The sequence below is a fragment of the Goekera deserti genome, from assembly GCF_010685995.1.
In the GTDB taxonomy this organism is placed as follows: domain Bacteria; phylum Actinomycetota; class Actinomycetes; order Mycobacteriales; family Geodermatophilaceae; genus Goekera; species Goekera deserti.
This window is the reverse complement of sequence record NZ_JAAGWK010000011.1, coordinates 133,391-146,679: the sequence shown is the minus strand read 5'-3', so window position 1 is coordinate 146,679 and position 13,289 is coordinate 133,391. Positions and strand designations below refer to the sequence as shown.

Below are 13,289 nucleotides of genomic sequence, written 5' to 3'. Positions count from 1 at the left end.
GCGGTCGACGGTGCGCCGCGTGGCCGTCTTCGCACGGCTGTGGGAGCCGGGGCTCGGCGATCTCATGCAGCGCAACATCCTGCTGCACGTGATCCGCCGGGCGCACCCGGAAGCCTCGCTCACGCTGGTGCTGAGTCGGACGCCCGCCGGTCGCTTCGCCGAGTTCCTGGCGGCCCATACCTACGCCACCGAGGTCTTGGAGTGCCCCGACTACGGGAACGACCGGCCGGAGGAATGGCAGAGGTTCATGACGGAGCTGAGCGAGCGCCGGTTCGACGTGTGCGTCGTGGACCCGGACAGCCGCGGGCTGGGGGGAGAGGCCGCGGACCGAGCCGGTGTGCCGGTGCGGATCGGTTACGCCGTCGGCCACACGGGGCAGGCAGGACTCACGACGGCCATCCGCATCCCCCGCCCGACGTTCGGGGCCCCCGACCTGCTGGACTACGCGGTGTCGCTCCGACAGGCCCTGGGCCTGCCCGCGATCGGTCCGTCGGAGGTTCTCCCGCCCCCCAGGTATCGACGCGCCGACGGCCCGGTGTCGACCAGCCCGGTCGTAGCTCTGCATCCCGGAGGGGCTCCGCACTGGAACCGTCGGTGGCCTCGGTCCTCCTTCGTCGACCTCGCGGTGGGTTTGGCGGATGTCGCGGGATCACTCCTCCTGGTCGGCAGCGGAGAGGAACAGAGCGAGCTAGAGGACCTGGGCGCGGCCGTGACGCGGAGAGCGCCCGGGTTGGAGATCGCGATCAGCGCCGGGGACAGCCTGAATCGACTGGCCACGCTGCTGGCTCAGGCCCACGTCCTGGTGGGCAGTGACTCTGCCCCGGCCCACCTGGCGGCCGCCCTGCGCGTTCCGACTGTCGTCCTCTATGGCCCTACGGCGACCGAGTTCATGTGGGCGCGCGTGTATCCCCGGCACCACGGGATCAACCTGCGCTACGGCTGCCAGCAGGTTCGCAATCTGCCCCGGGGTCCCGGCACCGACACGATGCCCTGCGCCCACGGGTGCACCTATCCCTACCTGGGACCTGATGGTCCCTACCCGCGGTGCCTGACCGACATCCCGGTCGATCGGGTCCTCACGGCTGCCCGCCACCACCTGCCGGCGCCGGCACTCCTCAGCATGGAAGGCGGTGTGCGGTCGTGATCAACATCTTCCAGCCGACGCTGGGTGCCGCAGAACTGGCGGCCGTAGGAGAGGTCTTCAACAGTAACTGGCTCGGTCGGGGGCGGCGGACGGCGGACTTCGAGAAAGCGTTCGCCGGGCACATCGGCGTCGACCCCGCGCAAGTCGTGTCCACCAACTCGTGCACGGAGGCGCTCTTCCTCATCATGGAGATGCTGGAACTGGGCCCGGGTGACGAGGTTGTGCTCCCCAGCATCAGTTTCGTGGGGGCGGCCAACGCCATCGCCGCACGGGGCGCCCGACCCGTGTTCTGCGATGTCGACCCCCACACGTTGAACCCGACGCCGGACCACGTCCGCGCCGTTCTCACTCCGGCCACCGCTGCGGTGCTCGTACTGCACTACGGCGGTCGGCCGGGTGCGATCGCGGACATCGCCACGTTGTGCCGTGAGGTGGGCCTGCCGCTCATCGAGGACACCGCGTGCGCCGTGGCGTCTGCTGCCGACGGCCACGCCGCTGGGACCTTCGGCGACTTCGCGGCCTGGAGCTTCGACGCCATGAAGATCCTGGTCACCGGTGACGGCGGCATGCTGTACGCCCGCGATTCAGACCGGGTCCGCGATGCGGCCAGCCGGCTCTACCTGGGTATGCGGGAAGCGAGCGGGCTTGCTCAGGCCATGGCGACCGATTCCGCCGCCCCGCAGCGGTGGTGGGAGTTCGAGCTGGACGGGTTCGGGCGTCGCTCGATCACCAATGACATCGCCTCGGCGATCGGACTGGTCCAGCTGGCGCGCCTGCCCGAGTTCCTGCAGCGGCGTAGCGAGATCGCGACCTGCTACGACGAGCAGCTCGCGGGGCTGCCCGTCCGGCTGCCGCCGCCCCTGCCAGAGGGCCACACGACCTCCCACTTCTTCTACTGGATCGGCCTGCCGGCCGGCGTGCGGGACGTCGTCGCCAACCGCTTGCTCCGCCGGGGCGTCTACACGACCTTCCGCTACCACCCCCTCCATACGGTGGCGGCCTACGAGCACCAGGCGGGCCCGCTGGCGGGGGCGGAACAGGCAGCGGAGGAGACGTTGTGCCTACCGATGCACCAGGGGCTCGACTCCGAGGCAGTCGGTCGTGTCGTGTCGGAAGTGCGTGAAGCAGTCCTCGCGGAGGTGTCGTCATGACAGAGGTGAGGCCAAGGGAGGTCCTCCTCGGAGGGGCCGACGTCGAAGTCCGTCGCCGGTACGCGGAGCTGGTCGACGTGCTCTTGCGCGAGGGGCGAGGGGAGGCCGCTCGTTCCGTCGCGGACCTGGCCGTCTCGCACGGCGTGTGGAGCCACCCCCTGCAACGCCCGGTCGACTTCCATCCCGGGCTGGAGCCGAGGCCCGTGTACGACGCAACACAGATGTGGTTCGTCGCCCACCTGGAGTCCTGGTTCCCGGCGATTCGAGCGGAGGTCGACGCACGGCTGCGCGACGCCGGATCCCCGGACGGATCGGCCGGCTTCGCCCCTGTGGACGAGCCACTCCTGTCAGCGGGCCGGTGGGACCAGGTGGTCCTCTACGAGGCCGGGCGACGTCAGGAGGAAGCCTGTGCGATGTTCCCCGTCACGGCTGCCGCCGTCGCAGAGATCCCGGAGGCGACCACGATGGGCCCCGGCGTAGTGACGCTCTCCCTGATGCAGCCGGGCAGTCGAGTCCGTCCGCACTGCGGCCGGACGAACGCCCAGCTGCGGGTCCACCTCGGGGTCCGCGTCCCGGGAGGGGCCTCGATGCGCGTCGGAGACGAATGGGTGACCTGGGAAGAGGGGCGGTGCCTCGTCTTCGACGACTCCTTCGAGCACGAGGTCCGGCACGAGGGGGACAAGCCGCGCCTGATCCTCCTCATCGACGTCCTCCATCCCGACCTCACCGAGGACGGCCGACGACGAGTTCTGGGCCGACGGGCAACCGTCGAGCAGCAGGTGGCCGCCTTCATGCTCGAGAACGATCTCGACGCCGTCGAGTCCGGCGCGAACGGCGTCGTGATGCGGCCCTCAGCAGGAAGTTCTGCGCTGATCCGCCGGTACATGGTCGAGACCGGCGCAACTGCCGTCAGGCGGGACGCCTCGGGCATCCGATTCGACCGGCAGCCAACCCCCCCCGATGCGACGCCGGCGGACGGGCCCGACGATCGACTGTCCGAGGCGGTGCGGGCCGCCTGGATGGAGGTTCTCGAGCGCACGGACATCGGGTGGGACGACGACTTCTTCGAACTCGGCGGCAATTCACTGCACGCGGTACGCATCGTGGCCCGACTGAGCGAGGATCTGCACGTGGAACTCTCGGTGCGGGCCGTCCTCGAGCACGCGTCGCCACGTGCGATGGCGGCGTACGTCCCTACCGTGCTCGGTGACGCACAGGCCCGACCGTGCTGATGCGTCGGCGCGTACCTGTACGACTGCAGCTCAACTCGGTCGAGTGCGGCGCTGCCTGCCTGTCGATGGTGCTGTCGTACCACGGGCGCCCGACGTCCGTCGCCCAGTGCCGCGAGCACTGCGACGCCGGGCGTGGCGGGGTCGACGCTGCCACGATCGCTCAGGCCGGCCGCGAGATGGGACTGGTGGTCAAGGGCTATCGGGGTCGGCCCGAGGTCCTGGAGAAGTCACGCCTGCCCGCGATCGCGCACTGGGAGGACCACCACTTCGTCGTGGTCGAGCGGCGTACCCGCCGCGGGGTCGACATCGTCGACCCAGGCTGGGGACGCCGACGGCTGAGCAACGCTGAGTTCGAGGAGGGACTGTCCGAGGCGATCCTCGTGATGAGCCCCGGCCCCGACTTCGAACACGACGCTCAACGCGAGCCCTCGACGGCGCGGCTGCTGGCGGGCGGCATCCTGAGGTTCCCCGGCATCCGGATGGTCCTGGCGCAGGTGCTGCTGGTGACCCTTCTTCTCCAGGTCTTCGGGCTCGCACTGCCGATCGCGACGAAACTGATCGTGGACGAGGTGTTCGGGGCGAGCCGGGATGATCTCGTCACCGTGCTCGGCGGCGCGCTCCTCGTGACTGTCGCAGCTCAGATCGTGAGCAGCTATCTGCGCTCGCTGCTCCTGCTGTACCTGCAGGGGCGCCTCGACGTGCATCTGCTGTCCCGGTTCGCCGATCATCTGTACCGCTTGCCGTTGCCCTACTTCCACCAGCGAACGACCGGCGACATCACCATGCGCATGGCCAGCATCGGTGTCCTGCGGGAACTGGTGGCGAACCAGACTGTCGCCGCCACGCTCGATGCCGTACTGATGGTCACCTACGTGGCGCTGATGTTCTGGTTCAGTCCCCTCCTGGCCACCGTCGTGGTCGTACTGCTGATCGTCCAGGCCGCGCTCTTCCTGACCGTGACCGGCAAGGGCCGCGATCTCATGGCGCGCAATGTGGCCGCGCAGGTGCGGGTCCAGGAGTACATGGTGCAGACGGTCGGGGGCATCTCCACGGTGAAGGCGACGGGTGCCGAGCCCCATGTCGCCGCGGCGATGACCGACCGCATCCTGCGCTGGACGGGGACGACCCTCCGGCGCAACCAGTTCGCGGCGGCGCTCGAGAACGCCTCCACTGCCCTGCAGACCTTCACGCCTCTCGTCGTCCTCTGGTTGGGGGCGTGGCTGGTCCTGGAGGGACAGCTGACCATAGGCACCCTGCTCGGCTTCACGTGGCTAGCAGCGGCGGTTCTTGCTCCACTGATGACCTTGATGAGCAACTGGCAGCGCTTCCAGGCGGCCGGGATCCAGCTCGAGCGCCTCGGTGACGTACTGCGCGCCGATCCGGAGCCGAACGGCGGGCTGGTCCTGGAGCCCGGGCCGGGCGGTGCGGTGATCGACCTGCGTGCTGTTGAGTTCCGCTACGACCGGCGGGGGGCTCCGGCCGTCTCCGGTGTCGACGTGCGGATCGAGGCAGGCACTCGGGTCGCCGTCGTAGGTAGCAGCGGGGCAGGCAAGACGACGCTGGCCATGATGCTGCTCGGGCTCTACCAGCCCACCTCCGGCACGGTCCTGATCGATGGCGTCCCCGTTCCCGAGCTCGATGTCCGTGCTCTGCGCGGCCAGATGGGGGCCGTGCTGCAGGATCCGTTCACGATCCGCGGCACCATCCGCGAGAACATCACCCTGGCCCACCCCGACGCGAGCGACGCGGACGTGGAGCGGGCGGCGCGGACGGCGGAGATCGACCAGGAGGTCGCGATGCTGCCGCAGGGGTTCGGCACCGAGTTGGCCGAGCACGGCGTCGGGCTCTCGGGCGGACAGCTCCAGCGACTGGCCATCGCTCGGGCGCTCGTCGGCCGGCCGTCGGTCCTCATCCTGGACGAGGCCACCAGCCACCTCGACGGCGAGACCGAACGCCGGATCGTCGACAACCTGCGTTCCCTGGACTGCACGCAGATCGTGATCGCGCACCGCCTGAGCACTATCGAGGACGCCGACCTGATCCTCGTCATGGACGGCGGCCGCATCGTGGAGAGCGGTGTCCACGACGAGTTGCTCCGTCGGTGCGGTCGCTACTCCGAACTCGTCGCCGCACAGCTGTTCGCCTCACCCGGCGAGCCGTCGACCGACCACGAGGAGGGCACCGAACGCGATCATGCGAGCGCGGGAGCACTCTGATCCCGCATCGAGGCAACTCGTCCCATCACCAGGAGGAAGCCATGTCCCTGCTCAGCGCCGTACCAGCCCTGCCCGCCGCCGACATCAAGCGCGCGGTACAGCACTACGTCGACAAGTTCGGGTTCGAAGCCCGCTACGTCGACGACGACTACGGCGTGGTCGGCCGTGACCGCGTCGAGATCCACCTGTGGCCGGCGAACAAGCCGGACACGGCCGGGGCCGAGCCGTTCATCGCCGGTACCGCTTCCTGCCGTATCGAGGTCGAGGACGTGGAGGGGCTCTACTCGGAGCTTCGGGCCAAGGAAGTCATCCACGAGAACGGTGCTCTCGACGACGGACCATGGGGTCGGGAGTTCACCACGCTCGACGCCGACTGCAACGCGGTGACGTTCTACCAGTCCGAGCGGCAGGGGCCGTCCTGACGTGATCCGGCGACGCAGCCCGGAGGACGTGCCGGCACCGGCGCAGAGCGTGTCGCAGGAGTGGTTCACCTCGCTGTTCGCAGACAAGGCCGACCCCTGGGATCTGGCCACGAAATGGCACGACCGCCGCAAGTTCGGCGTGACCGTCGCGAGCCTGCCCCGGCAGCGTTACCGCTCGGGTTTCGAACCAGGCTGTGCCAACGGTGAGCTGACCCGGCTGCTCGCTCCGCGCTGCGCCGCCCTGCTCGCCGTCGACTTCGTGGAGTCGGCGGTCGAGGCGGCCTCGGAGGCGACCCGGGACCTGCCTCACGTCCGCGTGCAGCACGCGCGACTTCCCGAAGATTTGCCCGCCGAGCGCTTCGACCTGGTGGTGGTGAGCGAGCTCCTCTACTACCTCTCGGCTGCGGACATGGCGGTCCTCGTGGACGGCCTCGTCGATCGGCTGGAGCCGGGTGGGGATCTGGTGGCGGTGCACTGCAGGGACGACCGTAGGCGGGTGTACGACGGCGCCAACGTCCATGCGGCCTTAAGACGCCCCCGAACTCTGGAGCCGTTGGTCCACTACGAGGATGAAGCCTTCGTGCTCGATGTGTCGCGGCGCAGGTCCTCCGTCGGTCCGGTCCGGCGCTGGCTCGGAACCAGAGGAGGTGCTTGCTCGGCGTAGCCGGGGTTCTTGCGGCGCAGGGCTCCGGCCAGGTTGCCGGCCAGCTCTCCGATCGTGAGGTGCGTCCAGTCCTGGACCAGGTCCTGCAGGTCTACCCGCACATCGAGCGCGTCCCCGACGAGAACGGCGATCTCGATGGCTCCCAGCGAATCGACCTCGAGTTCGCCGAACAGAGCGTCCGCCGCGATCTCATTAGCTTCCAGGCCGCACACCTCTGTGATCGCGGAGGTCAGCGCCCCCAGGACCGTGTCCGTGTCGAGTGCGATGGTCATGAGAGGGGCCCTTCCGGGGTTCGGGCTCGGGCGACGAGCCGTGTGGTCGACCGGTCGGGAACCAGGTCGAGAATGCAGATCTGGACGCCGAGACCCATGAGCATGTCGGCTTCGGGAAGCGTCTCGATGGAGTAGTCCCCACCCTTGACGAAGACGTGGGGACGCACGGCGTGAACAGCAGCCATCGGGGACACACCCGGAAACGAGGTCGCGTGGTCCACGCACTGCAGCGCCCGAAGGACGCGCAGACGCCCAGCGATGTCGACGACAGGCCGGTCGGGACCCTTGAGTGCCCGGACGCCGTCATCGTCGTTGACGGCCACGACCAGCACGTCGCCTAGTTCCCTCGCCCTGGTGAGGAGAGCGACGTGCCCTTCGTGGAGGAGGTCGAAGCAGCCACCCGCGAACACGATGCGGGCGCCGCGCCGGTGCTGGTGGGCGGCCCATTCGGCCAGGTCATCGAGCTCGCCGCAGCGGGCCGGAAGCGCTCGCGCCGTCGTGCGGACGGACGCGTCTGCCTCTCCCGCGACGGCTGTCCCCATACCCGTCACGGCGGTCGCGGTGGCCGCCGTCGCGGTAGCCGTCGCTGCTTCGACGGCTGACACGACATCGCTGCCACGAACCAGGGCCATGGTGGCGCTGGCGATGAAGACGTCCCCCGAGCCGACCGCCTCACCGTCGACGCCACGAGGGGCGGCGACGCGTAACGGCGCGCCCCCCTTCCTCACCAGGACGGCCCCGCGCTGACCCAGGGTGACGGCGACGGCGTCGGCGCCCGTCGCCGCCAGCAGCGCCGACGTCACATCGCCGAAGTCGCGACCGTTCGCTTCGGGGTCGAACCCCGGAGCGATCCGTCGCGCCTGAGCCTCGTCGCAGGTGACCAGGGTGGGGCGCAGCGGGCGCCAGCGTTCCAGCCGCCGAGCGTCCACCGTGACGAGCGGTGGCCGGCCCACAATGCGTCGAGCCGCACGATCACTCAGGGTGCCGTAGCCGTAGTCGCTGATCAGTAGAGCCTCGGAATCAGGTGGCAGTGCCGTCCACCCGTCGTCGGCGAGCCGGTGTTCCGATGAGGCGTCGTCCAGGCCGCTGTCCAGCCGCAGCACCAGCTCATGGCCGTGGACGACCCGCGCCTTGACGGCGGTCGGGTGTGGGCGGACATCGACCCTTCGAGTGTCGACGCGGTGACTGGCCAGGATGCGCAGCAGTTCGTCCCCGGCCGGGTCGGACCCCACCGTCGCCACGAGCTCGGCCCGTCCGCCCAGCGCACTGACGTTCACCGCCGCGTTGGCGGCACCGCCCGCCGACGCGTCCATTGAGCCGACCGAGAACGACGGGACCGTCGACCTCCGGCCTCGGCCCGAGCCGGTCGTCCGGATGTACCGATCCAGGATGGCGTCTCCGACCACGACGACGCGTGGACCCGTACTTCGGGCGGCGCTCGTCATGCGCGGGCGCCCGACCGTCGGAGGACTGCGGCGACCCGCGGCCTCCGCAGTTCCTGCGCCCAGGCGAGGGGCGTGGCATCGAACATGCCGTCACGCGCATCCGACACCGCTCCGGCGGACAGCAGGAAGGCGGCAAGATCGGGATCGTCCCGCTCGACCGCCCGATGCAGAAGGGTCTTTCCGGAACGGGAACCGCGCTCGTCAATCATTCCGGGGTTCGCCTGCAACAGCACCGCTGCGTCGTGGCGGCGGTCCAGGTCCCACAGAGCGAGCAGGTTGGGCGTCGCACCGAGCTGCAGCAGCCGATCCGCCGAGCCGTGTTGGCCCGTCATCGCGGCGAACTGCAGCGGTGACATGCCGTTCGTCAGCGGTGCGTCGATGTCGCCCGGCGGTGGACCGATCCGATCGACCTCGCCCAGACCGATCGCCTCTGCGAACTCGACCTCCGCCGGCTGCGGCCCGCTCCGGAGGACCGCAGCGGAGAACCACCACGTCTGCCCGAAACCGAGGCTTCTGAAGCCGATGGCTCGCCACAGCGGGGCGGTGTGGTCGGCAGCGTTGAGCACGATGTACCGGGCCCCCAGGTCGAGGGCGAACCGGAGGAAGAAGTCCGCGCGGCTCAGGCCGGGTCCGCGCATGCGTGCGCTCTGCACGAAGACCGCGTCGTGGAACCCGACGACCCCGAGGTCGCCGTCGGTGACGTTGATCGAGATCTGACCGACCGGCCGGCCGTCACGCCACTGGATCGCGTGCCACACCCGGCGCGGGCGTGCCTCGGTCATGCGCTGCCAGGCCTCGGAGGAATCGGGGTGGTAACAGTGCAGATCAGGCTCGACGTGATCGTCGAAGACGTCGGGCGTGGTGAAGTCCGTGACCCGAGCGACGTCCTCCGCAGACGGCGGTTCCGGTGCGGCCGAGCAGTCCCGCACCATCCAGTGCGGACGTCCGCCACGTCGGGCCCCACGGGCGCCCAGCCATGCGTCGAGCAACGGCCTGTGCGACTCGTGGGTCGCCCAGACGCTGAGCGTCTCGGCCCCGGTCCGCCCTGCCAGGTCGATCAGCCGCAGCAGTCCCTCGCGCGTGTGCGGTCGGGGTGCAGACAGAAGGCTTCCCACGACATGCGACTGGTCACCCTCGATGCGCGCTGCCCGGACGTCCCCCAGGCCGTCGTCCGACAGAACGTGACCACCCGAGGCGTCCGCCTGCCGCTGCGCCCAGACGAGGTGGTTGTGGGCACAGGCCTGGACCAGGAGTTCATCGGTCGCTTCTTCTTGGAGAAGCTGCACCTGATCCTCCACTCGGCCGGTCAGCCGTCGCGCCTTCGACCGAACCGTCGAGGCCATACGCCTAGCTTTCGGCACATGATCCATGGGCCGTCCTTCCGGCGCTAGGTTGTTCCGACCCCATGTCGGCCTGAGGCGGAGTGTCGCTGTGTTTTCTCGGATAGCAGTCCTCGTCCACCGCCGGCCCGTGGTCATCCTGCTCGTGTCGCTGGTGCTCACGGTGGTGGCGCTGACCTTCGGGGCGACGGTCGCAGAACGGCTAAATCCACTGGGCTTCGACGATCCGGCGTCCGAGAGCGCACGGGCCGACGCCGAACTGGCAGAACAGGGATGGCTCGAGAACGACCTCGTCGTCCTCGTACATGGCCCCGCGGCATCGGCTGCAGATGTCGCGGACGTGGTCGGAAGACAGGCGCTCGTCGAACGAGTGGACGTGCGGCCGCGGCTGCAGGAGGGATCTGCCTACGTCGTCGCATCCTTCAGTCCGTCGACGGACAACCTGGAGAAGCAGGAGATCGCCGAACGGATCGAGGCGGCGCTGGGCGACCGGGAAGGGATTGCGGTAGGGGGGCAGGCGCCGTCCTTCGCCCAGCTCAACGGCACCATCCAGGCAGATCTGGTGCGAGCCGAGCTGTTCGCCTTTCCGTTGCTGTTCGTGCTGGCGCTGCTGATGTTCCGCAGCGTCGTGGCGGCCACGCTGCCTCTCGTGGTGGGGGCGCTCTCCGTCATCGGCACGCTCTTCGTGCTCCGGCTGCTCAGCGAGGTCGTAGGGATCTCGGTGCTGTCCCTGAACCTGGTCACGGCGCTGGGCTTCGGTCTCGCCATCGACTACAGCTTGTTCATGGTGGCCCGGTTCCGCGAGGAGCTCGCCCGGTGGGGCCCGGGTCTGCCGGCCCTCCGGGCGACCATGCTGACGGCGGGGCGCACGGTGTTCTTCTCGTCCCTCACGGTGGCCGCGGCCCTGGCCTCGTTGCTGGTCTTCCCCCAGCAGTTCCTCTACTCCATCGGCATCGGTGGCGTCCTCGTATCCTTGCTCGCCGCTGCGGTGTCCCTCGTGGTCCTGCCTGCACTTCTCGCCGTGGCGGGAACGAAGGTCGACGCGCTCGCACCGAGGTGGCTGCGTCGCCGAGCCGCCGAAGACGCGCGGCCCGTGACAGCGGGCATCTGGTACCGCACGGCGCGGTTCGTGCAGCGATGGCCCGGCATGGTGGCCGTCGCCAGCGCCGCGGTGCTCGTCGTGCTGGCGATGCCGGCGCTGGATCTGCGGTTCACCGCGGTGGATAGCAGTGTGCTTCCGGCCGACAGCGGCGCGCGTCAGGTGTACGAGGCGCTCGAGGCCGATGGCAGCCTGCAGGCATCCACCCCGGTCACGGTGTTCGTCGCCGAGGCCGACGCCGCCCCGGGAATCGCGGCGCAGGCCGCAGAGATTCCGGGGGCAGCTGTGGCGGCCCCCCCGACGGAGCTAGGCGATGGTGGCGCGGTCGTCCAGGTGATCTCCGACGCGCCGGTCTTCGGCGAGCGCAGCGAACAGCTGGTGAGCGCTCTCCGAAGCACCCCGAGCGACTCAGAGGTGCTGGTGGCCGGGCCGACAGCGGAGTTCGTCGACCTCAAGGCCAGCATGGTCGACCATCTCCCGTTGGTGGCCCTGATCATCATCCTGTCCACGATCATTGCCGTGTTCCTGATGACCGGCTCCGTCGTCCTCGGGGTGAAGGCGCTGGTCATGAACTTCCTGACCCTCGGGGCCGTCTTCGGAGTGCTCGTCTTCGTGTTTCAGGAGGGCCGGCTGGAGTCGTTGCTCCGGTACACGGGGCAAGGGGCGCTGGAGTCCACCATTCCGTTGATCCTCTTCGCGGGCGTGTTCGGGCTCTCGACCGACTACAGCGTCTTCCTGCTCGCGCGCATCAAGGAAGCGCGAGACGAGGGGCTGCCCGACGGTGAAGCGGTGGCCATGGGACAGGCGCGGACGGGGCGCCTGATCACCTCGGCGGCGGTCCTGTTCGCCGTGTCGGTCGGGGCGTTCGGGACGTCGCACATCGTGGGCATCAAGGAGATGACGATCGGGATCGCCTTCGGCGTCCTGCTCGATGCAACGATCGTCCGTGCCTATCTGGTGCCGGCCCTCATGCAGCTGCTGCACGGCTGGAACTGGTGGTCCCCACGACCGCTCACCGCGCTGCACCGGAGGTTCGGTCTCTCGGAGGCAATCAACTCGTCCGACCGCGACCCGGCTTCAGCACTTCCCGCGCGATGACCACCCGCTGGATCTGCGACGTCCCCTCGTAGATCTGCATGATCTTGGCGTCGCGCATCAACTTTTCCACCTTGTTGCTGGTCATCACGCCATGGCCACCGAAGACCTGCACGGCGTCGAGCGCAATCTCCATGGCGGCATCGGCGGCGAACCGCTTTGCGTGTGACGACGCGAGCTTGGCGCGCTTGCCCGTGTCGAGAAGGTGGGCCGCTCGCCAGGTCAGGAGCCGGGCGGCCTCGACATTGGTCGCCATGTCGGCGATGAGGAACTGCACCCCCTGGTGCATGGCTATCGGCACGCCGAACTGCACCCGTGTGCGGGCGTAGTCGCGGGCGAACTCGAAGGCGGCTCGTGCGATTCCGACGGCGACCGCGGCGACTCCCGGCCGCGTCCGGTCAAGGGTGGCCATCGCGATGTCGAAGCCCTTGTTCTCCGCGCCCAGCAACCGCGACGCCGGCACCGGTGTGTCCACGAAAGTGACCGTGGCGGTGTCGGAGGAACGTTGGCCGAGCTTGCTCTCCGGTGGACCGACGTGCACGCCCTCGGAGTCCCGGTCGACGACGAACGCGGAGATCCCCAGCGAGCCCGCGTCGGGCGACGTCTTCGCGAAGACCGTGAACCAGCGGGCACGCGAGGCATTGGTGATGAAGCACTTCGCGCCATTGAGCACGTAGGTGTCCCCGCGCCGCTCCGCCGTCGTCCGCATGCTCGCCACGTCGGACCCGGCCTCCGGCTCGGTGAGGCAGAAGGACGCGATGAGGGGAGCCTCGGTCAGGGCTCCGACGTACTCGCGCTTCAACTCCTCCGAGCCCGCGAAGAGCACCGGCGCGGCGGCCAGGCCGTTCCCCATGAGGGTCGTCGCCAGCCCGGAGCACCCCCAGCCGAGCTCTTCGGCGACGAGACATCCGTCGAAGGCGCCCAGGCCGGGACCGCCGTACTCGAGGGGCACGTGCGAGTTCATCAACCCCACCTCCCAGGCCTTGAGAATCAGCTTCTCCGGCCACGCCGGCGCCACGTCCAGGTCCCAGGCGACGGGCCTGATCTCGTGCGCCGCGAACTCCCGGGCCAAGCCGCGGACACTGCGCTGCTCGTCCGAGAGACCGAAATCCACCATCGACGCGCCCCTCTTTCCGCACACTCCGTCAGGACGTCGAGACAGATCGAACTGGTCTATCCGGTCTCGATCGTGGCTAGTATGCGGCCGAC

11 protein-coding genes are annotated in these 13,289 nt (G+C 69.3%); 7 read left to right on the top strand and 4 right to left on the bottom strand.

Annotated elements, in window-relative coordinates:
- Positions 1 to 19: 19 nt before the first annotated feature.
- From G1H19_RS10035 to G1H19_RS10010, 6 genes are read left to right on the top strand one after another with little or no spacing between them, the layout of a single operon-like run.
- Positions 20 to 1,144: a glycosyltransferase family 9 protein gene (locus G1H19_RS10035; protein WP_152727626.1), complete on the top strand. Its 1,125-nt coding sequence runs from the start codon at positions 20 to 22 to the stop codon at positions 1,142 to 1,144.
- On the top strand, positions 1,141 to 2,295 hold the full coding sequence (locus G1H19_RS10030) for a DegT/DnrJ/EryC1/StrS family aminotransferase (RefSeq protein ID WP_162392255.1): 1,155 nt from the start codon (positions 1,141 to 1,143) through the stop codon (positions 2,293 to 2,295). Before G1H19_RS10035 ends, G1H19_RS10030 begins: the two co-directional genes overlap by 4 nt.
- Positions 2,292 to 3,527, top strand: a complete 1,236-nt coding sequence (locus G1H19_RS10025) for an aspartyl/asparaginyl beta-hydroxylase domain-containing protein (protein ID WP_162392254.1) — start codon at positions 2,292 to 2,294, stop codon at positions 3,525 to 3,527. Before G1H19_RS10030 ends, G1H19_RS10025 begins: the two co-directional genes overlap by 4 nt.
- Positions 3,527 to 5,743, top strand: coding sequence for a peptidase domain-containing ABC transporter (locus G1H19_RS10020; protein WP_235909352.1), 2,217 nt, complete (start codon positions 3,527 to 3,529; stop codon positions 5,741 to 5,743). The genes G1H19_RS10025 and G1H19_RS10020 overlap by 1 nt, the downstream gene beginning before the upstream one ends.
- Before the next feature lie 41 nt (positions 5,744 to 5,784).
- Positions 5,785 to 6,165, top strand: a complete 381-nt coding sequence (locus tag G1H19_RS10015) for a VOC family protein (protein ID WP_152727628.1) — start codon at positions 5,785 to 5,787, stop codon at positions 6,163 to 6,165.
- A gap of 1 nt (position 6,166) precedes the next feature.
- Positions 6,167 to 6,829, top strand: coding sequence for a class I SAM-dependent methyltransferase (locus G1H19_RS10010; protein ID WP_202925739.1), 663 nt, complete (start codon positions 6,167 to 6,169; stop codon positions 6,827 to 6,829).
- Here the strand turns inward: G1H19_RS10010 and G1H19_RS10005 are convergent.
- From G1H19_RS10005 to G1H19_RS09995, 3 genes are read right to left on the bottom strand one after another with little or no spacing between them, the layout of a single operon-like run.
- Positions 6,727 to 7,101 (bottom strand): acyl carrier protein, encoded by a 375-nt coding sequence (locus tag G1H19_RS10005; protein ID WP_152727629.1) that lies wholly within the window; start codon positions 7,099 to 7,101, stop codon positions 6,727 to 6,729. The genes G1H19_RS10010 and G1H19_RS10005 overlap by 103 nt on opposite strands.
- The gene (locus G1H19_RS10000) at positions 7,098 to 8,546 is read right to left on the bottom strand and encodes a PfkB family carbohydrate kinase (protein WP_152727630.1); all 1,449 of its coding nucleotides are present in this window, start codon (positions 8,544 to 8,546) and stop codon (positions 7,098 to 7,100) included. Before G1H19_RS10000 ends, G1H19_RS10005 begins: the two co-directional genes overlap by 4 nt.
- Positions 8,543 to 9,916: a hypothetical protein gene (locus G1H19_RS09995; RefSeq protein WP_152727631.1), complete on the bottom strand. Its 1,374-nt coding sequence runs from the start codon at positions 9,914 to 9,916 to the stop codon at positions 8,543 to 8,545. The genes G1H19_RS10000 and G1H19_RS09995 overlap by 4 nt, the downstream gene beginning before the upstream one ends.
- Positions 9,917 to 10,016: 100 nt before the next feature.
- Here G1H19_RS09995 and G1H19_RS09990 point away from each other — a divergent pair, with 100 nt between their 5' ends.
- On the top strand, positions 10,017 to 12,083 hold the full coding sequence (locus tag G1H19_RS09990) for an MMPL family transporter (RefSeq protein WP_162392253.1): 2,067 nt from the start codon (positions 10,017 to 10,019) through the stop codon (positions 12,081 to 12,083).
- On the opposite strand, the gene G1H19_RS09985 is transcribed toward G1H19_RS09990, so the two are convergent.
- Positions 12,037 to 13,197 carry an acyl-CoA dehydrogenase family protein gene (locus G1H19_RS09985; protein ID WP_152727633.1) on the bottom strand — a complete coding sequence of 387 codons (1,161 nt, stop codon included), beginning with the start codon at positions 13,195 to 13,197 and terminating at the stop codon, positions 12,037 to 12,039. The genes G1H19_RS09990 and G1H19_RS09985 overlap by 47 nt on opposite strands.
- Positions 13,198 to 13,289: the final 92 nt, after the last annotated feature.

Coding starts and splice junctions, on each gene's coding strand:
- G1H19_RS09995 (WP_152727631.1), bottom strand. CDS start 9,916: ATGGATCATGTGCCGAAAGCTAGGCGTATGGCCTCGACGGTTCGGTCG.
- G1H19_RS10000 (WP_152727630.1), bottom strand. CDS start 8,546: ATGACGAGCGCCGCCCGAAGTACGGGTCCACGCGTCGTCGTGGTCGGA.
- G1H19_RS10005 (WP_152727629.1), bottom strand. CDS start 7,101: ATGACCATCGCACTCGACACGGACACGGTCCTGGGGGCGCTGACCTCC.
- G1H19_RS10020 (WP_235909352.1), top strand. CDS start 3,527: ATGCGTCGGCGCGTACCTGTACGACTGCAGCTCAACTCGGTCGAGTGC.
- G1H19_RS09985 (WP_152727633.1), bottom strand. CDS start 13,197: ATGGTGGATTTCGGTCTCTCGGACGAGCAGCGCAGTGTCCGCGGCTTG.
- G1H19_RS10015 (WP_152727628.1), top strand. CDS start 5,785: ATGTCCCTGCTCAGCGCCGTACCAGCCCTGCCCGCCGCCGACATCAAG.
- G1H19_RS10025 (WP_162392254.1), top strand. CDS start 2,292: ATGACAGAGGTGAGGCCAAGGGAGGTCCTCCTCGGAGGGGCCGACGTC.